This window comes from Lysinibacillus sp. SGAir0095 (assembly GCF_005491425.1).
Lineage (GTDB): Bacteria > Bacillota > Bacilli > Bacillales_A > Planococcaceae > Ureibacillus.
In genome coordinates this window covers 178,859-204,036 of the sequence record NZ_CP028083.1, presented here as the reverse complement: position 1 = coordinate 204,036, position 25,178 = coordinate 178,859, and the positions used below count along the sequence as shown (strand labels likewise).

The following is a 25,178-nucleotide window of genomic DNA, read 5'->3' as shown; positions in this document are numbered from 1 at the left end:
TTTTCCTCCTCTAAACTTTTCCTTTAGGTTATGCAAGCGTTACCTGTTCTTTAAGTTTTGCTGCTTTCGCTTTTTGACGTGGGCGAACAAAAACAAAGTATGATGCTGTCCAAGTACCTAAAATCATAAATACTAGACCAATCCAACCTTGCCATGTCATCATTGCAGTCATTACTAAACCGTTCCCGATTGAACAACCACCTGCAAGACTAGCACCAACACCCATTAAATTACCACCAATAAAGCTATTGATTCCTGTTTTCACATCAGGCATTCTGAAACGGAATTCTTTACTTGCTTTGGCTGCAATAAATGATCCCGCAAAAATACCTAATACCAGGAATACACCCCAGTTAAGATTTCCTTCATCACCTGTTGTTAGGTATTGAAGAATATTCGCTGAAGGTGTGGTAATCCCTAAACCAAAAACACGTCCTGTTGCGGCACTTAACGGCCATGCAATTAGGGCAATGCAACCGATTAATGTAGCTGTTACAAATGGGTGCCAACGTTTTTCAAATAAAATGTGAGCCATTCCTGTACGTTTCGGCTTTAAAGATGGAACAACTACTTTCGGTTTTGATAATTGTTTATATACAACAAATCCGACAACTGCAACAAATGGAAGTATGATTACCCAATGGTTAATGCCAAAAGTATCTGCAATTGAGTTTGTTGGCAGTACTACCGTTGCCTGCGCTTGTTGATTGAATGGTGCAAAAACACCTGACTTCATCATTGTACTCATTAACATATAACCGGCTAATGCAATCCAGCTACCGATTAAGCCTTCCCCAGCACGATACCAAGTACCGGTTGCACAGCCTCCAGCTAGAATTATCCCAATTCCAAAAATAAAGGATCCTATTATGACCGATAGAATGGGTAAAGAGCCGGCAGAATATTCAAATACGCCTAAATCTATAAGTAAAAATACACCCACGCTTTGAACTGCAATAGCTATTAGCAGTGCATAAAACATGCGGTTATTCTTTGCTATATACATATCACGGAATCCACCCGTTAAACAAAAACGACCTCTTTGCATAACGAAGCCCAGTAATGCTCCACAAAGTAGTCCGGTAATTATCATGTAAGACACAATCTCACTCCCTATTAAATTCTTAGTAAAACGATAAGATTATATTACATTGAAGAATATTAGTTTACAATAGTTTTTTTGTATACATAAAAACAAATAGTTCCATAGGCATATGTTTGAGGTTTATTTTGTAAAAGTAAAAGTTTTGAAAAAAACAGGAATAATTTATCTGAAAAATGTTGACAATTCAATTGATAATGATTATCATTATCGTATATTATTACTCTTTCGAGACGAACCCCTCAGACTTCTCGAATAAATATTAAGTAAAATGGCAAATCTACTAAAGGTTTGCCATTTACTATTATGACTTCTAATTTTGGGTATAACTTACATATATATGGTTAAAGGAGTGTTGATAGAATGGAATTTCGAATTGAAAAAGATACACTAGGTGAAGTGCGTGTACCGGCTGATAAAATTTGGGGTGCTCAAACACAACGAAGCAGAGAGAACTTCCAAATTGGCGAAGAAAAAATGCCGATTGAAATTATACATGCTTTCGCAACTTTAAAAAAGGCAGCGGCCATTGCCAACAATAAGTTAGGAAAGCTTCCTGAAGTTAAAGCAAATGCAATCGTGGCTGCAGCAGATGAAATTCTTGCCGGTAAATGGGACAACCAGTTCCCTCTAGTTGTTTGGCAAACTGGTAGTGGTACACAATCGAATATGAATGTGAATGAAGTTATTGCCTTCCGTGCAAACCAATTGCTTGAAGAACAAGGTAGTTCTGAACGAATTCATCCGAATGATGATGTCAACATGTCACAAAGCTCGAACGATACATTCCCTACTGCTTTACATATTGCTGCGGTAGAGATTGTTGAAGCTTACTTAATGCCTCGACTTCAATTATTAAAGAAAACATTAAAAGAAAAATCTGATGCATTTAACGATATTATTAAAATTGGCCGTACTCATCTTCAGGATGCCACACCACTTACATTGGGTCAGGAAATTAGTGGCTGGCATCATATGCTTGTAAAATCTGAGAAAATGATCATGGTGAATACCCAATTTTTAAAGGATCTTGCTATTGGCGGCACAGCTGTTGGTACAGGAATTAATGCACATCCTCAATTTGGGGACATGGTCGCAGAGGAGATCAGCACATTAACCGGCCAATCCTTTAAGTCATCGGAAAACAAGTTCCATGCACTGACAAGCCACGATGAAATTGTATCCGCACATGGTGCACTTAAGGCGCTTGCTGTAGATTTAATGAAAATTGCCAATGATGTTCGCTGGCTGGCAAGTGGACCGCGAAGTGGGATTGGTGAAATTACAATTCCAGAAAACGAACCAGGAAGTTCCATTATGCCTGGTAAAGTAAACCCTACTCAAAGCGAAGCAATGACAATGGTCGTTACACAGGTAGTAGGAAATGATGCAACAATCGCCTTTGCCGCTTCCCAAGGGAACTTTGAATTAAATGTATTTAAACCGGTTATCATCTATAATTTCTTACAATCCGCGCGCCTGCTTGCAGATTCGATGAAATCGTTCAATGATAATTGTGCAATTGGTATTGAACCAAATAAAGAGGTTCTTGAACGCAATCTTGAAAACTCCTTAATGCTTGTCACAGCATTAAATCCTTATATTGGCTACGAAAATGCAGCAAAAATTGCGAAAAAAGCCCATAAAGAAGGCACGACTTTAAAAGAGGCTACTCTTTCTCTTGGCTTATTAACAGATGAACAGTTCGAACAATATATTGATCCGAAAAAAATGATTTATCCGAATGCCGAGTAGGCTTTTGGAGCTGACCAGGCAGAAAGCTTTTATGGTTTTCTGCCTGGTTTTTTGTATGGGGAATCTGTTGCGGTAACATGAGGCGATGAACTGCATTTGTGCATGAATTTAACTATGAAACGCATCTCGATTGGCTTTTTACTCTGAAACGCGTTTCATCCCCCTTATAAAATGAGTCTCGTAAGTTTTTTGCTATGAGACCCTTTTTACCTTCACTTTTACAACAAGAGCTTTATAATGAAACTAAACTCTCGTATTTAGAAAGGAATTTGTTCAATGAATCAGCCAATTTTCTGTATCGGCGAACTTTTAATTGATTTTTTTAGTAAGGATCGAAATGTTAATTTAGTAGATAGTCATACATTTACGAAGAGAGCGGGTGGAGCTCCCGCTAATGTTTGCGCAGCTATCGCAAAGCTTGGGGGAAACGCTCATTTTTGTGGAAAAGTCGGCAATGATTCCTTTGGTGATTTTCTCCAAAATACGTTGGTGCAGTTGAATGTAAATACAAATTTCTTATTAAAAGATCCTACGCATCCTACAACATTGGCCTTCGTTTCATTACAGGCGGATGGTCAGCGCGACTTTATTTTCAATCGGGGAGCAGATGCCTTTTTGTCGATTGAAGAAGTACCACACCATATATTTAATACGATGAAGCTCGTTCATTTTGGCTCTGCGACCGCCCTACTCCCAGGCACATTGCAAGAGACTTACAGTAGATTACTTGATGCAGCTAAAGACAACCCTTGCTATATTTCCTTTGATCCAAATTTCCGGTCTGATTTATGGAAGGGTCAAGAAGCGCAGTTTGTAAACCTGGCCCGAGAATTGATTGCAAAATGTGATTTTTTAAAAGTGAGTGATGAAGAACTTCTATTATTAACAAATGAAGTTGATATGACAAAGGCTGTATCCGCGCTACACTCCCTTGGTGCAAAATGTATTGCTGTTACACTTGGAAAAGATGGGACATTCCTTTCTTACAAAGGAGAAACAACCGTTATCCCTAGTATTTCAATTCAAGTGGTAGATACAACAGGAGCAGGCGATGCATTTGTAGGAGCAACCTTATATCAATTGGCTAAATTTGAGGCTCCCCTTTCATTAAGCTTTTCGGATTGGCAAGAAATCGTTCACTTTAGTAACAAAGTTGCCGCGAAGGTGTGTGAGAAGATTGGTGCCATTGATGCATTACCGAATTTGGAGGAAGTACAAGGGATTTAAAAAGGGGAAATCTCGAGATGTCACGAATGACCCTTGAGATTTCCCCGCTAAATTTTATTCAGCTTCTAACATTTGCGGCTGTAGCGCATCCACTTTTTTCGGTCCAATCATGTTAAATAGAATATTTAAGACGATTGCCGTTACAGATCCACATACAATTCCATTAGAAGTTAATATTGAAAGCCACTCTGGCAGTACTGCGAAGATATTTGGAACAAATACAACCCCTGCGCCCAGACCAACCGCGATGGCAGCAATCATTGCATTTTCAGGAGAACGCATAATTTCAGGTGCTAACATTGTAATCCCTTGAGTTACTACCATACCGAACATTGCAAGCATTGCTCCACCTAGTACTGCTGTTGGAATAATGGTTGTTAATGCCGCTACTTTTGGTAAGAATCCGAGTAGGACTAATAGCGAACCTGTAATAATGATCACTTTACGTTCTTTTACACCAGTCATTTTTAATAGTCCAACATTTTGAGAGAATGTTGTATAAGGGAATGCATTAAAAATACCACCTATAATAGAAGCTAGACCTTCAGAACGATATCCACGAGATAAATCCTTTGAATCTACTGGTTTTTTCGTAATGTCACTTAGTGCATAATAAACACCTGTTGACTCTACTAAAGAAACCATTGCAACTAATGTCATTGTAATTATTGCACCAATATCCAATGTTGGCGTTCCAAAGTAGAAAGGTTGAACCATATGGAACCAAGAAGCATCCGTTACTGGTGAAAAGTCCACTTTCCCGAAGAAAGCCGCGATAATCGTCCCTACTACTAGCCCAAGTAAAATCGAAATAGCACGAGTGAATCCTGTTGTAAAGCGATAGATTAATAGAATAAAAACAAGCGTAATCATCGCTAAAGAAATATTGACAGCAGAACCGAAATCTTCTGCACCTTGTCCTCCACCCATGTTGTTAATAGCTACCGGAATTAAAGAAATACCAATGATTGTTACAACAGATCCAGTAACGATTGGTGGGAAGAACTTAACTAGTTTCCCGAAAAATCCAGAAATTAAAACAACGATTAAACCAGAAACAATGATCGCTCCATAAATTGCACCTATTCCTTTATCAGAACCGATAGCAATTATTGGACTTACCGCTGTAAATGTACATCCCAGCACGACAGGCAAACCAATACCGAATGCTTTCCCTCTCATTACTTGTAAAAGTGTTGCAATACCACACATCATAATATCAATTGCTACTAAATACGTCATTTGCGTTGAATCGAACCCTAAAGCACCACCGATAATTAATGGTACTAAAATGGCTCCTGCATACATCGCAAGTAAATGTTGAATTCCAAGTGTCGCTGCTTTTACATTATTCATGTGAACAATATCCTCCTAATGGTCTACGAGATGTTTATTTATTATTCAAAAAACTCAACTTGTCCATTTGCTAATGATTTAATGTTTGCTAATGATTCGATACGAATTCCTTGTTCACGTAAAAGCATTCCGCCTTGCTGGAATCCTTTTTCAATGACAATTCCTACGCCAATTACATTTGCACCAGCCTGATTTGCGATGTCAAGCAAGCCTTTTACTGCTTCTCCGTTTGCTAAAAAGTCATCAATGATTAGCACGTTGTCATCTGCTGTTAAGAAATCCTTTGAAACCGAAATTTCATTTGATTCGTTCTTTGTAAATGAATGAACCTCTGAAGAATAAAGATTCCCAGAAAGTGTTAACGATTTTCTTTTACGTGCAAAGACAACTGGTGCGCCAATTGTAAGTCCCAGCATTGTTGCTGGGGCAATTCCTGAAGACTCAATTGTTAAGATTTTCGTGATTACTTCATCCGAGTAGCGATTGGCAAATTCGTCACCAATTTCTTTCATTAATAGTGGGTCAATTTGATGATTTAAGAAAGAATCTACCTTCAAGACTGTCTCTGATAGTATCTTTCCTTCTTTAATAATTTTATCTTTTAATGATTGCATACTAAATTTCCTCTCCTTGTGGTTTGTACAATTAAAACAAAAAAACTCGAAAAACTTATTCCGCAATGAGGGGAACAAGTCTTCCGAGTGTAGGGTCGAAAGTTAATAGAATACGAAAAAGCCTTTGGATAAAGACATTCGTTTCTAAACATTGTTTCTCTCATAGTCAACTTATTTACGGTAAGTCGGTAGAAACTTGCGAGCCATATTCTCGCTATTATATGAGTGAAGATAGAAGCTGTTATCAACAGCGAAATGTTAAGTTTTCGTTAAGAATGTCCTCATTATAAACAGTGATTGTTTTGATTGCAATAACATACCAAATAATAAAATGATTCTAATTATTCGGAAATTAGCTAATTATTCATGATATATTGAAGTCAATGTTCGTATTTTCTACCATAATAAACCTATTTCCATGGATTATTGCAATAACTGTAGTAGTTTTTCTTTAAATCCTCCAAAGGTTTTCCCTTCTTTACCAAAGGCACCCATACTTCTACAAACTAGTATGTTCACATTTTCGCCATTGTTTAGCTGTAATTTCGCAATTATCCCACTTTGTTCCAAAATCTGTACGGACACTTGCAAATCATCCACCTTCTTCTCAAACAACTGCTCTTTAAATTGTTCCAAAAAGAGTTTATATGCTGTCGAACCTTGGATGATTAAATATTCTGGCTCGAATTCATTGAGCACTTCAATAAACTTGTCGAAGCCCTCTAAATATAACGGATCGCTTTCTTTTTTTAATTGCTTTACTTCATTACTTTCCAAATTAAGAAGATTAATACTAGTGAGGACAACTTGTTCATTTAATCTTCCTTTTAACCACGATGCAAAGTTCTGTGAACCCTTATATTCTCTCGATGCTTCAGCAATTTCGTCTCGAAATAAATCACTAAATAAAGCGGAATCCACCAATGTTTCGGCTAAAATTTGAATGTCCGATGCATCGACTTGCAACAATGGCTCTGGATTCGCTCCAACAAGGAATACCTTTGATTTATAGGGATTGCCGTCTGCTTGAAATGGTAAAAATAAGATTTCCCCTGAGTGTTCATCTACTGTCCATCGCTGGATTTTTTTAAAAAAGCCGGTTGAAACTGCCATATTCTCTACTCCCTTTATCTCTCGTACTTAATATACTATGTCCATTATAGCAAGGACATCTTTCGAAAATAAAAAAATCGGTAAAATTCATCATGTTGAATTTTTACCGATTTAAAATTTTATCTATGTGTTTCAATATCGCACTCTTCTAAAGGTACGATTTTCGTTTTATGTTTGATTTTATACCCTAACCATAAAGCAATAAAGAGAGGAATCCCAATATAAGATACGGCTACTCCATACCAATCAATCGAGCCGAATGAAAATGCTGTGTAGTTTTGTCCAACAATAACAATTATACAGACGATTAACGCAAATAATGGCCCGAATGGATAAAATCTTGCTTTATAAGGAAGCAGGTTGATATCATTCCCTTGTAACAAATAGGCCTTACGGAAACGATAGTGACTGATTGCTATCCCAACCCATGCAATAAATCCAGATAAACCAGATGCATTTAATAGCCACATGTATACAACACCATCACCGAAGAAGGATGATAAAAACGCAAGACATCCAACAGCTAAAGTTGCAATTAATGCATAGACTGGAATTCCTCGTTTAGAAAGCTTTGCAAAGACTTTCGGCGCCTTGCCGTCAACCGCTAGCTGCCATAACATACGAGATGATGCATAAAGTCCCGAGTTTCCTGCAGAAAGCATTGCTGTTAAAATAATGGCATTCATAACCGATGCGGCAAAAGCAATCCCTAATTTATCAAATACTAATGTAAATGGAGATACCGCTATGTCCTCAGATAACAATCTTGAATCTGTATATGGAATCAGTAAGCCTATAGCTAATATCGCTAAAATGTAAAATAATAAGATTCTCCAAAATACAGAGCGAACCGCTTTAGGGATATTTTTCCCTGGATCATCTGTTTCTCCGGCTGTAATTCCTAATAATTCCGTCCCTTGGAACGAAAACCCTGCTGCTAAGAAAATCCCGAAAATGGCTAGGAATCCTCCATTAAACGGCGCATCGCCAACAAAGAAGTTTTCAAATCCAATCGGATCATGACCTCTTAAAATACCGAAAATCATTAAGAACGAAACGATGATAAATACAATGACCGTCATTACCTTAATCATTGCAAACCAATATTCACTTTCCCCATAAGCTCTTACAGATAAAAGATTAAAGGTTAATACAACTATTATAAATAATACTGTCCATAAAGCAGAGGAGCTATCAGGAAACCAATATTTCATAATAAGTGAAACAGCTGAAATTTCTGCAGCGATTGTAATTGCCCAGTTATACCAATAATTCCATCCCATTGCGAATCCAAAAGCAGGGTCTACGAATTTTGTTGCATATGTACTAAATGACCCTGACGTTGGCATGAAAGCAGCCATTTCCCCAAGACTTGTCATAAGGAAATATACCATTATCCCGATTACAGCGTATGCAACTAGTGCACCACCTGGACCAGCCTGTGCAATGGACGCACCGCTAGCTAAAAATAAGCCTGTCCCGATTGTCCCACCAAGAGAAATCATCGCAATATGACGACTTTTCAATCCTCTTTTTAGCTCAGGTTGATTATTCTTCTTACTATTTTTGTCACTCATGAAAAAAAATCTCCTTTAAAATACACTCACTTACAGTATGTCCAATCTTCCAACAGAAACTTAAATCCTAAAAAAATAAATACCATCACAAATGCGATGGTATGTTAACTTTAATCAGTAATTAGTCACTCTCTTGTAAGGAGTGCCTTGCAGGTTAAATGTTTTTTCCAGGGAATTACTAGTCCTGTAGAATAATGTTAACATCTCTTTGCATACGTATTTCTATGGAAGTTTACCCGAGCAATTTTAACTAAGCTCTAGGCGTACATACATCGAAGCCTATGTGATTTTATTGAAATCACCACTATCCCAAAGTCACATAAAGATGTAAGATAGAAGTTGGTTTAAATATTAGTTTAACATGAAAAATTCTATTTTTTAATTTGTAGAATTTTCACATACATTTACGGAGGAATAATATGACTACTACAAATGCATCTCATAAAAGTAAGAGGCTGCACATTCCATCCTCTGCACTTATTTTCGTCGTCGCAATTATTTTTCTTGCAAGTACACTTAGAACGCCGTTAACAGGGGTTGGACCTGTTATTTCTTCTATTCGAGATGGACTCGGGATTTCAAATGTCCTTGCCGGCTTTTTAACTACGATACCTTTACTTGCCTTTGGCGTTGTATCACCTATTGCGCCACGCATTTCACGAAGGTTCGGCATAGAAAAAACTTTATTTTACTCGATTATCTTACTAACAGTCGGTATTATTTTACGCTCACTTGGAACAACGTCTATGTTAATTTTCGGGACCTTTTTGATTGGGGTCGCCATTTCCTTTGGCAATGTCCTAGTCCCAAGTTTCTTTAAAATAAAATACCCATTACGTATCGGGTTATTAACCGGCATTTATACCGTATCAATGAACATTTCAGCCGCAATCGCTGTTGGCGTTAGTAATCCAATTGCAACAAATACTACTTGGGGCTGGCAAGGTGCTCTTGCAGTTTCTGTTATTTTAACGTTAATTACATTAGTAACGTGGACTCCTTTACTTCGTGGAGAAAAAGTGGATTTGAGCACGATATCAAGTGATACAGTCGATAAGCCAGAAATAAAAATTTGGAAAAAACCCTTAGCTTGGGCAATTGCCATTTCAATGGGATTCCAGTCACTTTTATTTTATTGTTCCATCTCCTGGTTACCCGAAATCTTAATATCACAAGGATATAGTGCTGATAAGGCCGGTTGGTTGACTTCCGTGATGCAAATGTCACAAATCCCGATGACGTTCCTTATTCCGATAATTGCCGAAAAGTTACGCTCGCAACGTCCTTTGGTGTATATGTTTACCATTCTTTATATCATTGGATTTGCCGGATTAATGCTTGGACTCACTGATTTTACAGCTGTCTGGATGATTTGTATTGGATTGGCGGGTGGGGCATCCTTTGGCGTGATCATGATGCTCTTTACATTACGCACTCAAACGGCCTATGAAGCAGCTCAAATTTCCGGTTTTGCTCAATCGATAGGTTATTTGCTCGCTGCAGCAGGACCCGTATTATTTGGATTTTTGCATGATGCAACAGGTAGCTGGAACTCACCGAATGTTCTATTTATCATTGCAGCAGTAATTTTATTCTTTACAGCATTCATTAGTGCAAAGGATCGCTATTTATAAAGGAACGAAGATACAAAAGCAAACGTATGTACCCTTTTTGTGTTACAATAATATAAATTGTAGTTAAAGGGGTTACCTTGTTGGGAAAGAATAAAGAAAAAAAGAAATCACGTATTCGGTTAATTCCTATACTTGGCTTACTTGCCGTTGGATATGTGGGCTGGCATTATACCGAGACAATGAATGGTGCCATCGGAGCAATGGTTGTTTTCCTAATCCTGCTCATCATCTTTAAAATTTGGCTAAGTACAAGAGGATCTGCTCGATTAAGAAGAGCCGGCATTAGAGAGATTGATGAGATGACAGGCGAAGAATTTGAGGAATTTCTAGGGCATCTTTTTAATAAACGCGGCTATCATGTTTCCTACACCAAGGCTTCCGGAGATTACGGAGCCGATTTAATACTGGAGGATCGTGACGATATTATTGCTGTTCAAGCAAAACGCTATTCCGGAAATGTTGGAGTTAAAGCCGTTCAAGAAATTATCGGTGCTTTGAAAATGTACGAAGCCACGCAAGGATGGGTTGTGACAAACAGCTATTTCACAAAGCAAGCCGAAAAACTGGCCGAGTCAAACGATGTCTATTTAATCGACCGCGAAGAATTAATCGAGATGATCTTAAAGAAACGATAGTATGTAATTTAACTGGTTAAAACGAGAAAAGGAGCTCTTTCATCCTGGATGAGGATGGGCTCCTTTTCTTTATTTAAAAGGGATTTTTTTGATAGAAGTAGTTTGGTTTTTTTATAAGATTTTCGATCGGTTTATGAAAGATATGCGTAGTCGCAGGCGAAACCGGCGGAATCAACCACGACCAATTTCCCGTTACTTGACGATTCGCCTCAACCTCTTGTTGTTCAAATAACTTAAACTGCTGTGCTGCTGTATGATGATCGACTATACTGACCCCATCCTCTTTAAAAGAATGAAGTACTGCAAGATTCAATTCAACTAGGGCTCGATCCTTCCAGAGAGAAATATTCGATTTTGTTTCAAGGCCCATTATTCTTGCCACTGTTGGCAATAAATTATAACGGTTTACATCTGCTAGATTGCGTGCTCCTATTTCTGTCCCCATATACCAGCCATTGAATGGCGCCGCATTGAATTCAATGCCGCCTACACTAAGTTTCATATTTGAAACCATTGGAACTGCATACCACTTTAAATTCAACTGGGCTAATTCTTCGTATTGCGGGTGACGGATAGCCACTTCCAATACGTATTTTTTTGGAATTTCAAATAGAGCAGGTTTGTTCGAGCCAATTTGGATAACGAACGGTAATATATCAAAGGGTGTTCTCTCACCTTTCCATCCTAGTTCCTCACATATTCTTGTAAGTTCAATGGAATCTGAATCACCAATGATTCCCTCTTCCGTTTCATATCCCGCGTATCGAATTAATTGATAGTTCCATATTCTTATGGAGTTTGGCTTGAAAATTGTAATCGTCGGACGAATTTTCCCGCCATTTGTTGCGAATTCAATATGCCGAAGAAGCGCTTTATAAACTTCCTCCTCAGTCTCTACTTGACGTTCATCAAACACCTGTAACGAGTTCCAAAATAGCCTCCCAATACAACGATTACTATTTCTCCAGGCAACCCTTGCTCCAAAAACCAGTTCTTCGGTAGTTGGAATATATTTTTGTTCTTGCTTGATTTCATCTAAACGATCCCTTAACCACTGATTAGATAAGGCGTTTTCATTTTTATATAGAGTTAAAAATTCAATTGCTTCTTTACGCTGTTTTTCAATATTCTCATGTAATTGTGTCATGGTTAGTTCCTCCATAACCCTATTTTATAGGAATGAAATTCATGAACTCAACGAATGTGTGACTAGCTAAAAGATGTAAATTATATATATGACTAAGAATAGACAAAATTATGGGGCGAGGGATTGGGATTGGTATTTCTTAAGAGTTTGGGATGAATAGACAGAGACGGGGTTTAAGACAGTTGGAGGTTATTCGGGATAGACAAAGGTAGGGTTTAAGACAGTTTGAGCTTGGAGGAGCTTTGGTTTAACTCAATAGGAGGCCTTTTGGGTCACTTTGACCTTGTTGGAGCTTCCTTTTGTCCCATTTGGTGGCCTTTTGAGACACTTTGACCTTGGTGTAGCTTCCTTTTGGGAACACTTTGACCTTAGTACGATTAAAACGGCTTATAAATAATGCTTAATTCACCTTATGAAGTCAAGTCCAAGTTATTGTGTAAAATTCAATACGAATGTTTTCAACTAAATTTTAATTGTAAAAATTGGGGGTAATAAATTATCCACCCACTACATTTTTCTCCCTTAACTCCCATGGGTTAATCACTCATATTCCGTAAAGGCTGTCAAAGGCTCTTTTCACTTTGATAGCCTTTACGGAATGTGAGATACTCCCTGGGCGGGAGTTAAGGTTGACAAGATAAATCAGAAATACTATCTAGAAAGTCCTGTTCTTTTTGAATAATCGTTTTCTTGATAGTGCATTAACACAGCACCAACTAATCTAAAGGCAGATTGGGTATTAGGGAAGATACGGATTACGTTCTCTCTTCTACGTACTTCTTGATTTAGTCGTTCCAGAGAATTCGTACTTCGAATATTGACACGTATACCTTTCGGAAAATTCATATATTGAATGGTATCTTCGAAACCTTCATCTAGTACTGTAAGTGCTTTTTCATATCTGCGATCTTCTGCATACTGATTCATTAATTCATCTTTAAATTTGCGCATATCATCAAGGGTAACTGCATCAAAGATACGTCTAATCATGAGACGGAAATCTCCTGAATCCTTTTTCGGCAGCTTTTCAATAATATTACGTTTAAAATGTACGTTGCATCTTTGCCATGTAGTTCCGATGAATTCGCGTTGGATGGCTTTTCGTAAACCTTGGTGAGCATCAGATATAACTAACTTGGGTGATTGAGTTCCTCGGGATTTTAAGTGTTGAAGAAAACGACTCCAGCTATCATAGCTCTCCACATGGTCTACACTTAAACCCAAAATTTCACGTTTATTCTCTTCTGTAATAGCCGTTGCAATATAGACAGCCTTCGATACAACTTGGTGATGTTCACGCACTTTAATATACATTGCGTCCAGAAAAATATAAGGATAGTAAGTCGTGTTTAAAGGTCTGTTTGCCCAAGTGTTAATAATGGGATCTAGTTTTTGAGTCAGTGAAGACACGAGTGATTTTGATACAGTTTCACCACAAAGCTGTTCCACAATTTGAGTTACCTTTCTTGTGGAGACACCATTTACAACCATTTCTATCATCGATAGAATCAACGCTTGATCATGTCTAGCATATTTTTCAAACACACTAGTAGAAAATTCACCGTTGCGAGTTCTAGGAACTTTTAAAGTTAGTTTTCCAACACTCATAACGATTTCACGCTCGTAGTAGCCATTTCGGTAATCGATTCGATCATTCGAACGCTCATAAGCCGCTGCATTTAAATATTCGTCTCTTTCTTTTTCCATAAACTCATTTAAAACTAATACTAAAGCAGATTTAACCACTGTATTTAAGTCAGAATTTAGTACAGAATCTTTTAAAAAGTCCATATCTAAGTTAAACTGTAATTGAGTCATTATTATTCCCTCTTTCATGTTTATCGTCGCTGAAAACATTGTATCCAAGAGAGAATAAAATGACTCTTTTTCTTTTTACACAATTATATGGACTTAATCACCTTATGAAGTCTTTCTCCTCCAGAAAATCCACTTACAAAGTGCTTCATTCAACCTATGATGACCTTCTCCACCAAAACTTCACTCACAAAGTGCTTCATCTACCCTATGATGACCTTCTCCTTCAAAAAACTCACTCTCAAAGTGCTTCATCCGCCTTATGATGACCTTCTCCTTCAAAAAATTCACTCACAAAGTGCTTCATCCAACCTATGATGACCTTCTCCACCAAAAAATTCACTCACAAACTGCTTCATCTACCTCATGAAGTCCTTTTCCGTCACAAAATTCACTCACAAAGTGCTTCATCCACCCTACGCTGACCTGCTCCTCCAGAAAATCCACTCACAAAGTGCTTCATCCATCCACCCTATGATGACCTGCTCCTCTAGAAAATTCACTCACAAAGTGCTTCATCCGCCCTACTCAACAACTGCAAAAACTTGCCAGTTCCAACTTCAAAAACCCGCCATTTTCTCATACTTTCTCAAGAGGTTTTATTACTTTTCAAAATTAATACTTATCTTATATAATAATAGATATAAAGAACACTCGAGAAAGACAATTCCTCTACATTTTCAATTAGAACACTCGATTTTCAATAAGAGTGATTTTCCTCACAGTTAAATGAATATTATTTTATTAAAATGATTATATAAAGCTCTTGAATAACAACCATACAAAACCCACTCAATTTAACATTAAATACAGTAACCATTCACAATCCATTACTCAAAAACAGTCAATCTCCCTATTGCAAATAATTTAATATTACAAATAGTTAATTAAATATAAACATTTCTTAAATAGAATTATTATAATTTAGTAGAAATTATGATTTAGATTTGTTATACTCATTTTTGAAGAGATTCATTTAAACTTAGGAGGTACAAACATGACAAACAATAATCAACGTTTGACTACTACTACTGGTGCGCCAGTCGTAAGTAATGACGATGCGTTAACAGCTGGTCGTCGTGGTCCAATTCTATTACAAGACGTTTTCTTAATTGAAAAATTAGCAAACTTTAACCGTGAAGTTATTCCAGAACGTCGTATGCACGCTAAAGGTTCAGGTGCATTCGGTACTTTCACAGTAACTCATGACATTACTAAATATACAAAAGCAAAAATCTTCTCTGAAGTTGGCAAGAAAACAGAAATGTTCGCTCGTTTCTCAACAGTAGCTGGTGAGCGTGGAGCAGCTGACGCAGAGCGCGATATCCGCGGATTTGCACTTAAATTCTATACTGAAGAAGGTAACTGGGATTTAGTTGGTAACAATACACCTGTATTCTTCTTCCGTGATCCATTACACTTCCCTGATTTAAACCACGTTGTTAAACGTGACCCAAAAACTAATATGCACAATGCTAATAGTAACTGGGATTTCTGGACTAGCCTGCCTGAAGCATTACACCAAGTAACAATCGTAATGTCTGACCGTGGTATTCCAGATGGCTACCGTCACATGCACGGATTTGGATCTCACACTTACTCAATGATTAACGCTGACAACGAGCGTGTATATGTGAAATTCACTTTCCGTTCTGAACAAGGTATTAAAAACTTATCTGGTGAAGAAGCAGCTAAAGTAATTGGTCAAGACCGTGAATCTTCACAACGTGACCTATTCGATTCAATCGAAAAAGGCGACTTCCCTAAATGGAAAATGTACATCCAAGTGATGACTGAAGAGCAAGCTCGTAATTCTAAAGATAACCCATTCGACTTAACTAAAGTTTGGTACAAATCTGAATACCCACTAATTCCAGTTGGTGAATTCGAATTAAACAAAAACCCAGAAAACTACTTCGCTGATGTTGAGCAGGCAGCATTTGCTCCATCTAACGTAGTACCTGGTATTGGATTCTCTCCTGACCGTATGTTACAAGCTCGTTTATTCGCATACGCAGATGCTACTCGTTACCGTTTAGGTGTGAACCATTACCAAATTCCAGTTAACCAACCACGTTGCCCATTCATGGTTTACCACCGCGATGGTCAAGGCCGAGTTGATGGAAACAACGGCAGTGCATTAACTTACTATCCAAACAGCTATGGTGCCCTGCAAGCTCAACCACAATATAAAGAGCCTGCTTTAGCATTAGATGGTGGTGCTGACATCTACGACTTCCGTGAAGATGACAATAACTACTTCGAGCAGCCAGGTAAGTTATTCAACTTAATGACTGCTGAACAAAAAGAAGTTTTATTCCAGAACACTGCAGAAAACTTACAAGGTGTAGAAGAATTTATTCAACGCCGTCACATCTTACACTGCTATTTAGCTGATCCAGCTTATGGTGAAGGTGTAGCCAAAGCTCTAGGCTTAACATTAGACGGTATGGACCTTTCAAACCCTTACTTAGCTAAAGTAGGTCAATAATTGTCGAGTACTAGATAAGCCTAGATAATAGCTTATCTACATATCATTGATATCCAATCCAAAAATAAAAGCTTCGTAATTTCAAAGAATTACGAAGCTTTTTTAATTTATTAACCAAACAAAACAGTAGATAAATAGATTACAAATGTCACCGTTAAACAGCTGACGATAGTAGAAAATAATACCGTTTGTGCAGCTGTGTTCGACTCTATATCGTACTCAAGGGCAAGACTTGAGCTATTCCGTGAAGTCGGGAAGGAACTTGCAATAAAAAGAGACTGTGCCACAACCCCGTCGATTCCCAACAGATAAATAAAGAGCAAAGCCGTAGCTGGTCCTATTATTAATCTTGTAAAGCAACTTATAAAAATCGTTTTATTCATCATAGTCTTTAATTCGATTTGAGAGAGCTGTGCCCCCAGTGTGATCAGGGCCATTGCCACAAATCCATCCGAAATATGATCTAGAGGTATCCGGAAGAATTGAGGGATTTCAATATTATAGATATTCAGTAGGACACCCACAATAAGAGCATGGACAATTGGCATTTTTAAAAAGTCTCTGAAAATCTCTTTACCCGATTTGGTTGTAGATATTAAATTGTACAAGCCATATGTATATGTCGTCATGTTTTGGAAAATTACGAGTATTACCTGAATCGCAACCCCTATTGGTTGTGTAGCAAAAACCATTTGAGCTACCGGAATCCCGTAGTTACCTGAATTAATAAGAACAACACTATTTTTAAATACAGCTGATTCCTTTCGCTCAAGGCCAAGTAGCTTAGCAATATAGTGACTTAGAATCATTTGACCACCAATAAAAATGGTAACAAATAATGCAACTTGTCCAAGTACTGTCATTTGGATAGAAGTTTCATAGATATTAAGAAAAACTGCAATTGGCATAAAACAATAGGTGAGCAACTGCGACATCGCTTTTAAATTAAATTGGAATTTTTTCTGTAACCCTACACCTATTACTAATAACACTAAGATAGGTGCAACGATTTGGAAAAATATCATAGATAAGTAGGGCATCGTTTACTAAATCCTTTCCGTACATGCGGTATAATTAACCTTATTTTACTCCTTTCTTTAATGAGATGATATATGAGAAAATACAACTCGACCAATCTAGGTCGAGTTGATGTCTTTCCTTAATGAAGCTAGCTTTGAAATCTTCTACTTTCCTAACTATTTAGGAAAGTAGGTTTTATCAACAAATTGTTAACCATCCCCATTAGTCGCAATTATTCATCTATTAGAAAGAGCGAAACGATTGCAAGTACTTATTTCGCTCTGTTACCATCAAAGTAAATACATTTTAAAATGAGGTATTCATGAAAAAGCGAAATAATAAAAGACATTTCTTTATATGTCTATTCATCTCCGTACTTTTTACTATAAGCTTAATAAGAAACTATTCAAATACAGGCGAGTTGCAAATAGGAAGTATTATATTTACGGCTGTTGTCTATATCGCAACCATTCTATCTGCTTTAACTTTAAAGAGTAAGCCTAAAAAATAACTAAACGTCTAAATAGGAGTGGCTACTTCCTTCTCCTATTTAGATGTTTTTCTTTTTGTAATACGTCATGGAAGCTTACAAAATTAGTAAATTATACTTTTTCGTACAATATTACAAAATAATCTGATATATTTTGAGTATGATTTTTCTTTGGAAGGAAGATTACCATGCTAAAAATTGATGAGCTGCTACTAAACAATGCTAGAGGAAGGATTGGACAACCTCTTGAGGATACTATTTTAAACCTTACCCGCAATGAGGAACTTCATCATGACATTTTTGGCGCATACCTTCCACTTGATTTTATACTGGTGACTAAAACTAGAGCACAAAATTTAATTTTTACATTAACTCAAAAATTCTGGGGAAATGTGGATTTGTTTTTACATGCTAGCCTACAGGAGACTGCAATCGATATTGAAAATGCAAATGATCGTTTAGCAGCTTTTTTTTCATCTGAATCAGGAAAGAAGACGCTTTGGGATTATCTCACTATACACAATCAATTACAGTTTGACACTCTGATTGGGCTTGTAATTGGAAAAGAAGTTAAAATAGCGAGATCGAGGTCATATGGTGGTTTAAGACAAATATACCTCTACCAGGTAGGCAATAAATACCTTTTACATACGATTCTTAATGATCACCACGAATTCTGGAATGTATTGTTTATTAAAAAAATTTATTCCCTTTTTATGCAGAATTCTTTGGCTACTATTCATAATCCCAATAAATTAATCAAGCATTTCAAATTACTATTAGAAAAGCATTTTACTTTAAATCAATCCGTTATCATTACGAATCACCTGATCACGTTTCTAGATCAGGAAAATATCCGTTCCTATCATTTAAAGGAACTACATTTATATAATTTAATCTCCCATTTTAATGGCGGCAAACGCCATTTTCGTAAAGTAGATTCACTTATCGAAGAAATTATTTCTTCATGGGGGACTGGAAAATGGGCGCTGTCCGAGAAGGAATATACGCTTTTATCTTATATTCAAGCTATTACTGCATCTGAGCATAATGATACAGCGAGGGTTATTGAATATGGTAAGTATTTGATAGCGAATGATCGTTTAATCAACCATGCCATCGAATTATTTTTAGAGTATAGTGATGTCCTGCCAAATTTAAAGCCAGAGCCAAATACTCTTGTTAAACGCTACGATAAAAACTATTTAGAACAAATTTTCACCATTCTAATCGATGCTCTTGTGCAAAACAACAACTTTTATGAGGTTGTAGAACTTCTTAAACAGCATGAGATCGCATCGTGTATCAGTCTTTATGATTATTTTAATCGCGAGCAAGATGACCAGGATGCAATCTATAAAATAGAAGCTACTGTACAACGGGATATCGCCTACATTATCCACAACTCACCTCAAAATGTTGTACAGTCGGTTGAAGTATGGTTACAAAACTACCAAGATGAAAAAAGCCCTTTTTTTGATATCGCCCATATGACATCTAAGCATATTTGCAACATTTTAAAAGCGCTTTTTGTAACGGAAAACTATGAAATTTTCGAGAAGTTAATGGAAGTTTACAAGAAGTATTTAATAAATGATGTTCACTTTGCTGATTTACGAGACTTTGTTTCTGCCCATGTAAAGAGCTGATAAGGCAATAGCATGTATAGTGGAAAGCGATCTTTTTTTCTTTTGTTTTTCTTCGCTAAACCCTATAAAATCTTCTATCGTACCTTTATAGATAAAAGTAAGATAAGGCAAGTTGACAAAATCATTCGGTTTTATAAAATATGGGCTTATTCCATATAGGGGTAGGCCCGCTTCTTCAAATAAAGTCGAAATAAATTGAGAGCAGAAAAAAGCTCTCTCTCTTTTTATTTTTACACGACAAGCAACACCAAACAAACCTATGAAATTATATTTATATTCATTTTTATTTTGCTTATAATAGGATATTCTATTTTTCAGTACGTTATATTGCTGCTCTGTAACAGGACATGCAAGAATCACGCAGTTAGATTCTCTAAGCAGGGTTGAAGATGGATTCTCATGCACAAAACCACCAATCCAAGGATTATTTATATTTTTCCTCCCGAAGCTATACATCTCTTTCAACTCAGAATCAAAGGAGATTGAGACATGATTAAAGTCATGCTGTGTATAGATTTGGATTGCCTTTGATAATACTGTTTTAGTTTTTGTTAGCACAATATAAACCATTTTTGTCATCTCATCACCCCGCAAACTCTCTTACTCTCTATAATAACAAGAAATTGTTAAGATTAAATTAATAAATATATGAAGATTTCCTTAATTTTGGAATCTACTATAAAAATACGAATTACATTGCAAAAAGTTTCAAAAAGGGGGCATTTGAAAAGATTTTTGAAACTTCCCATGCGGACGAGGTTAGTACCATTTTTTAATTTGACCATCGCTGGCGCACTATTTTCTAGTAGATAGTTAATAAGAAGGTTCAAAGGGTGTCCAGATCAATTAACTTTCTGGACACCCCATACTTTTTATAAAGAATTGAGTTATTCTAAAACGCCACTTTCATTTAATAGATTTATTTGTTCCTCCGAATAACCAATGCTTTTTAGAATTTCCTGTGTATGCTCACCTAACTTCGCTCCCACATAGTTATAGGTAGGCTTCATTTGGTCAAACTTAATGGCTGTACCGATTTGCTTTTGCATTTTCCCATTAGCTTCAGGAACTTCCACAACCATTTGTCGCGCTTGTATCTGTGGGTGATTACAAGCTTCTTCAAATGTTAAGACAGGTTCAACACACCCATCAAAATCTTTGATTCTTTCGAGCCATTCATCAAAATTTTTAGTCAGGAATGCATCCTTTATTGCCTCTTTAAAACGTTTCTGTGTATAGGAAGAATCGTTAAATGTACTTTGAATTAGCTCCGGTATATCGAGCGCCTCACACAATAGCTTTCTGAACTGTGGCTCTAAGCTTCCGACAGAGAAATAACGGCCATCCTTTGTCTGATAATAATCATAAAAGGTTCCTCCGTTTAATATCTCCTCTTCTGGCTTTGCCAATTGTCCACTCGCTAAAAAGGAGGTCCCATACAATGCATTAAATGTAAAAGCAGCATCTGTCATGGAGACATCAATATACTTCCCTTCACCCGTTTGTTCACGGTGTAAAGCTGCAGCCAGCACCCCTACCGCTGCATGTAATGTCCCACCTGCAATATCCGCAATCTGAATGCCCATCGCAACTGGCTTTTTGCCCTTAAAACGCGAGTGATCAAGCACCCCCGCAATGGAAAGGTAATTATTATCATGCCCAGGACGTTGCTGATACGGCCCTGTTTGCCCATAGCCTGTGATGGAGCAATAAATAAGCTTTGGATTTACCGCTTTGAGTGACTCGTAATCAATACCCAACCGTTCCATTACTCCTGGTCGAAATCCTTCAATTACAATATCATATTCCTGAATTAAGGATTTTACGATTTCAATCGCTTCAGGTGTTTTTAAGTTAAGCGTAAGCGATTTCTTGGAACGATTCAGATGCTGATGAATATAGGATTCCTTATCCTCATTATATGGTGGCATAATCCGCATCATATCTACTCTACGTGAAGATTCAACGTGGATTACATCAGCACCATAATCCGCAAACATCATAGTCGTAAAAGCACCAGGCAATAATGAAGAAAAGTCGAGAATTTTTAACCCCTTTAAAATTGTCATTTCCCATCCCCCTAAGTACAAAGTGACTTGTACAAATGCACAAATATTTTAATCGATTTACCTATGTTATAATACAGAATCCATTTTATATAACAGTATTATAACAGATTTTCCATATACTTGTATATATTATGAATATTATAGTGTAAATTATCTGAAAATTATATGGGGAAAAAGATGAAAATATGAACAGTGTTACGCATTATCATGGGGAATTTTCAGTCTCTTACTAAGACTACTCCTGTAGATAAACTTAAACATCCATAAAAAATGAAGTTGATTGTTCTATAGTTTTAATAAAAAAGAACCTCAACCCTTGATGGATTAAAGTCCCCAAATTATTTTACTATATAAACCGTTTACCAGTCTGGCCCATCATTTTCATCACCGACTTTAACAGTGAACGCAGCAGGATCTAGATTGTTCTTTTCAACCAATTCAAAGAATATTGATTTTACCTTCTCTTGCTCTGATTTTGTTGCTTCTTTATTTACTAAGATAAATTTTAATTGGATATCCTCTTTAGAGTAAAAGGCAAGTGCTGTTCGAGTTTTGTATCCATATTTCATTAACTCATCGGATGCTTGCTCCATAATGCCATTATTACTAAATAGGAAATCCTCCATCTCCTCTAACATCTTCTGATTTTCTTCCTGTATCTCAGAGCTATCCTTTGTAGATTCTTCAGGTGTTTTACCTTCTGTAGAAGAGAGGTTATAAAATAATGAAGCCACTAGAGTTAAAAATACTGTTAGTACACTGAAGGTAAGTTTTCTGTTTTTCATGATGTTGTTCAATCCTTTTTTATTTTTAAGTATAGGATTGCAAATAGAAATTTAAACTGTGCGATACTTCTTACATTTCCATTTTTCACTAAAAATAAAAGGAACTTTCTATCTTGATGTTATTGGTTATGCTTGTAAAGCACAATCCAATATTTCTTGATAAAAATCGTTCCATTTTTCATAGTATAAAGAAACCTCATTTGGATTGATCAACTTACGTTGAGAAGATTCATACTTACCATCGAACGGTAGTAGTTGAGTTATATTCATTTTGTAAAACACTTGAAAACCGATCTTCGGGTATGGGCTATGCACTGTCCATACAGGATTTTCACTGTGGTCTACAGTTATGTATCCTAACAATTTACATGCACCTTCCACATACCCTTCCTCCAAAGCTTCCCGTTTAAAGCAATCATTTGGGGTTTCTCCAGGTTCGATATGGCCTCCTGGAAAATCCCATCCTCTATGATTTAAATCCACCAATAGTAATTGATTATCATAAAAACAAAATCCGTGTACACTTGTGATCAAATTAAGCTGCGGAAGCTCGTTTTTTTTCTTCCAAGTCAATTTAACTTTTGATTCACCCCAGTTTACATAAGTAGTACTCACTTTTCTCCCTCCAATCGAAACAATTTTTGACTTGATAAATTGAGATATTAATTTGAATCTAACCGAAATCCGGCAAATAAGCGACCTCCATAGGGAGATAAAATTTGTTCAACTAATTCAATAACTTTTGATTTATCACCATGCTTATAAAAAGTTTCAAAAGCATCAGTGAATTGTCTTGTGAAATCGGCATCAAAGAGATTTAATTCCCGTATTATCCATTTTGAAGAACCTATCCATCGACCGTTGCTCCTCAAAACAAACTCTTGGATAAGATCCGACAAAGTATTGGCAATCATAAGTTCCTCTGCTCTGTTAGTTGAACCAATAAAATCTTCAAGAGCGTCCGTCATAAAATATCTTTTAGATTGGATTACTTCCAATGGCCATTCTTCAGGTCCTCCGCATAAAATACCATTTGCTTCATCTTTTATCTTCTCTATAACGCCAAGATTTTTAATAATTATTCCTTCCGATATCATTCTAGGTAAAGACGGCCTTGCCCTTTGATAGTCAGCTTCAAAAAATGGTTTATAAGAACTTAAATTATGTACAAAAACCTCGATTGGCCAATCGAAATCTATGATTGATTGCCTAAAAGAATTCAAAATTTGAGCGTCAAAGATTACGATATCAAGGTCTGAAGTATCCGTAGCCTCCCCTCTTACAACACTTCCAGCAAGCAAGGCACCTTGGCAATTCAGGTAATATTTATCCACAAAAAGTTTTGCTGCAACAAACGGTTCAATTCTATTTTGATTACTCATCAGATATCCCTTTACCCCTTTCGTTTCCCCTATTTTCAATGGATTTATTAGAAAATATATACATTTATTGATAATGTGACTTAGCTGGGCAATTATTTAGGAGGTACCCCCGTTCTTATTTTTCTCATCCTTCTCATCACTTACTTTTAGAGTGAAAATATTTGGATCAAGATTGTTTTCTTTAATAATTTCGAGGAAAATGGACTTCAAAATTCCCTGTTCCTTTTCGGTAGCTATCCTATCTAAGAGTATAATATTTATTTGAACATCCTTTGGAGAATAAGATAGCGTCAAAGTGTGTGATGAATAGCCCTTTTCCATTAGCTCATTGATTAATTTGTGTAATATCCCTTTATCTCCATATAGTAAATTCTCAATTTACATCAAATCTTTATGTTTTTAATTTGTACAGCTGGAATTGCTATCTCTTTGTAATTATCTAATTGTGCAGCATCTATCACCACAACCGATTCATCAGTTTGGTTTTCATTTGAACTATTATTTAAGAATAAAAATATCGCAGCAAACATACTGACCATGAAGCCAATCAAAATGACTTTACACTTTCTCAGCTCATACACTTCCTTTTTAGTTCTAATATATGAGTGTAAAGAAGCGTCAAATACAAGGCAGATGAATAAATGCGTTTTGGTGAATATGTACAATAGTCTGGACACCTATCCTAGATATGCCTTCGATAACAACCCCATTTCAGAAAGTTTCAATCTAGAACTCTTCTAAAAATTATTTATGGTAAAATATAGTAATATCATACATTGTTTCAAGATGAAATATTGAATTTACAGCTTGTAAATCGATAAGGAGGAAATTATGTCCAGATATATTAGTATATTTTTTCTATGTATATTCATTAGTGTTATTCTATTTTTTGTTTTAGGTAACCTTTTCGATGGTGGAGACTATGTTGAAACAGCAGTATATACATTCGGAACTATTCTTATTATTCTACTTTCGTTTTTAATTTCCCTATTAGTTTATTTGATAAATTTTGTGAAAAAGCATGGGAAATAAATTGTTCATTGGAAGGGAGCTTTTTATTTCATGAAGTACAAAATCTTCTGACTTCCATTTTATCTGCGTGTGTGGATGATAAAAATGAAGTGAAGGAAAACCCTTGACCATTGGAGTTGTTGGGGAGGCTCCTGAAGTTCGAGAGAAGAATATCACATTCATAAACATTCATTAAGATGACTTAAGCCAAGAAAATCTATCCTCAACCTATTATTCAGTCTTTATTATGAAAGAGTATTTGGCTCAAACAGCCAAGGCCCCCTATACAATAATCTATCAAAATTC

Annotated in this window: 20 protein-coding genes and 1 riboswitch; of the genes, 6 read left to right on the top strand and 14 right to left on the bottom strand. The window is 36.5% G+C overall.

Annotation, left to right across the window (positions count from 1 at the left end):
- Positions 1-28 precede the first annotated feature (28 nt).
- Entirely contained in the window at positions 29-1,093 is a 1,065-nt protein-coding gene (locus tag C1N55_RS00930) for a YeeE/YedE family protein (protein ID WP_305036289.1), read from the bottom strand.
- Positions 1,094-1,465: 372 nt separating this feature from the next.
- Between C1N55_RS00930 and fumC the strand changes: the two genes are divergently transcribed.
- Both fumC and C1N55_RS00920 read left to right on the top strand, forming a co-directional pair.
- A complete protein-coding gene (gene fumC / locus C1N55_RS00925; RefSeq protein WP_137727076.1) occupies positions 1,466-2,857 on the top strand; it encodes a class II fumarate hydratase in 1,392 nt (463 codons plus the stop codon).
- A gap of 276 nt (positions 2,858-3,133) precedes the next feature.
- On the top strand, positions 3,134-4,084 hold the full coding sequence (locus C1N55_RS00920; protein ID WP_137727075.1) for a carbohydrate kinase family protein: 951 nt from the start codon (positions 3,134-3,136) through the stop codon (positions 4,082-4,084).
- Positions 4,085-4,138: 54 nt separating this feature from the next.
- Here C1N55_RS00920 and C1N55_RS00915 read toward each other — a convergent pair whose 3' ends face one another.
- The 4 genes from C1N55_RS00915 to C1N55_RS00900 all read right to left on the bottom strand — a co-directional run bounded on the left by C1N55_RS00915 (position 4,139) and on the right by C1N55_RS00900 (position 8,744).
- A complete protein-coding gene (locus C1N55_RS00915) occupies positions 4,139-5,440 on the bottom strand; it encodes a nucleobase:cation symporter-2 family protein (protein WP_137727074.1) in 1,302 nt (433 codons plus the stop codon).
- Between the two features lie 41 nt (positions 5,441-5,481).
- A complete protein-coding gene (locus C1N55_RS00910) occupies positions 5,482-6,054 on the bottom strand; it encodes a xanthine phosphoribosyltransferase (RefSeq protein ID WP_137727073.1) in 573 nt (190 codons plus the stop codon).
- Between the two features lie 143 nt (positions 6,055-6,197).
- Positions 6,198-6,299, bottom strand: a riboswitch (purine riboswitch).
- 178 nt (positions 6,300-6,477) lie between these two features.
- On the bottom strand, positions 6,478-7,167 hold the full coding sequence (locus C1N55_RS00905; RefSeq protein WP_137727072.1) for an RNA 2'-phosphotransferase: 690 nt from the start codon (positions 7,165-7,167) through the stop codon (positions 6,478-6,480).
- Between the two features lie 119 nt (positions 7,168-7,286).
- The gene (locus C1N55_RS00900) at positions 7,287-8,744 is read right to left on the bottom strand and encodes an amino acid permease (RefSeq protein WP_137727071.1); all 1,458 of its coding nucleotides are present in this window, start codon (positions 8,742-8,744) and stop codon (positions 7,287-7,289) included.
- Positions 8,745-9,163: 419 nt separating this feature from the next.
- On the opposite strand from C1N55_RS00900, the gene C1N55_RS00895 reads away from it, so the two are divergent.
- Both C1N55_RS00895 and C1N55_RS00890 read left to right on the top strand, forming a co-directional pair.
- Entirely contained in the window at positions 9,164-10,378 is a 1,215-nt protein-coding gene (locus C1N55_RS00895) for a CynX/NimT family MFS transporter (RefSeq protein WP_137727070.1), read from the top strand.
- Between the two features lie 80 nt (positions 10,379-10,458).
- Entirely contained in the window at positions 10,459-11,013 is a 555-nt protein-coding gene (locus tag C1N55_RS00890; protein WP_240758344.1) for a restriction endonuclease, read from the top strand.
- 73 nt (positions 11,014-11,086) lie between these two features.
- Here C1N55_RS00890 and C1N55_RS00885 read toward each other — a convergent pair whose 3' ends face one another.
- A complete protein-coding gene (locus C1N55_RS00885; RefSeq protein WP_240758343.1) occupies positions 11,087-12,160 on the bottom strand; it encodes a nitric oxide synthase oxygenase in 1,074 nt (357 codons plus the stop codon).
- A 651-nt stretch (positions 12,161-12,811) separates the two neighbouring features.
- Positions 12,812-13,978, bottom strand: a complete 1,167-nt coding sequence (locus C1N55_RS00880; RefSeq protein WP_137727068.1) for an IS256 family transposase — start codon at positions 13,976-13,978, stop codon at positions 12,812-12,814.
- Between the two features lie 994 nt (positions 13,979-14,972).
- On the opposite strand from C1N55_RS00880, the gene C1N55_RS00875 reads away from it, so the two are divergent.
- A complete protein-coding gene (locus C1N55_RS00875; RefSeq protein ID WP_137727067.1) occupies positions 14,973-16,466 on the top strand; it encodes a catalase in 1,494 nt (497 codons plus the stop codon).
- A 110-nt stretch (positions 16,467-16,576) separates the two neighbouring features.
- Here the strand turns inward: C1N55_RS00875 and C1N55_RS00870 are convergent, their stop codons facing one another.
- Complete coding sequence (locus C1N55_RS00870; RefSeq protein WP_137727066.1) at positions 16,577-17,506, bottom strand: AEC family transporter; 930 nt, start codon at positions 17,504-17,506, stop codon at positions 16,577-16,579.
- 658 nt (positions 17,507-18,164) lie between these two features.
- On the opposite strand from C1N55_RS00870, the gene C1N55_RS00865 reads away from it, so the two are divergent.
- Positions 18,165-19,625, top strand: a complete 1,461-nt coding sequence (locus C1N55_RS00865; protein WP_137727065.1) for a hypothetical protein — start codon at positions 18,165-18,167, stop codon at positions 19,623-19,625.
- Here the strand turns inward: C1N55_RS00865 and C1N55_RS00860 are convergent.
- The 6 genes from C1N55_RS00860 to C1N55_RS20380 form a co-directional block, all read right to left on the bottom strand.
- Positions 19,590-20,204 (bottom strand): C40 family peptidase, encoded by a 615-nt coding sequence (locus tag C1N55_RS00860; RefSeq protein WP_137727064.1) that lies wholly within the window; start codon positions 20,202-20,204, stop codon positions 19,590-19,592. The genes C1N55_RS00865 and C1N55_RS00860 overlap by 36 nt on opposite strands.
- 308 nt (positions 20,205-20,512) lie before the next feature.
- Complete coding sequence (locus C1N55_RS00855; protein ID WP_137727063.1) at positions 20,513-21,694, bottom strand: CaiB/BaiF CoA transferase family protein; 1,182 nt, start codon at positions 21,692-21,694, stop codon at positions 20,513-20,515.
- A 359-nt stretch (positions 21,695-22,053) separates the two neighbouring features.
- Entirely contained in the window at positions 22,054-22,479 is a 426-nt protein-coding gene (locus C1N55_RS00850; protein WP_137727062.1) for a hypothetical protein, read from the bottom strand.
- A gap of 126 nt (positions 22,480-22,605) precedes the next feature.
- Complete coding sequence (locus C1N55_RS00845; protein ID WP_137727061.1) at positions 22,606-23,094, bottom strand: NUDIX hydrolase; 489 nt, start codon at positions 23,092-23,094, stop codon at positions 22,606-22,608.
- Positions 23,095-23,141: 47 nt separating this feature from the next.
- Positions 23,142-23,861 (bottom strand): nucleotidyltransferase domain-containing protein, encoded by a 720-nt coding sequence (locus C1N55_RS00840; protein ID WP_137727060.1) that lies wholly within the window; start codon positions 23,859-23,861, stop codon positions 23,142-23,144.
- A gap of 383 nt (positions 23,862-24,244) precedes the next feature.
- Positions 24,245-24,526 carry a hypothetical protein gene (locus C1N55_RS20380; protein WP_168193760.1) on the bottom strand — a complete coding sequence of 94 codons (282 nt, stop codon included), beginning with the start codon at positions 24,524-24,526 and terminating at the stop codon, positions 24,245-24,247.
- Positions 24,527-25,178: the final 652 nt, after the last annotated feature.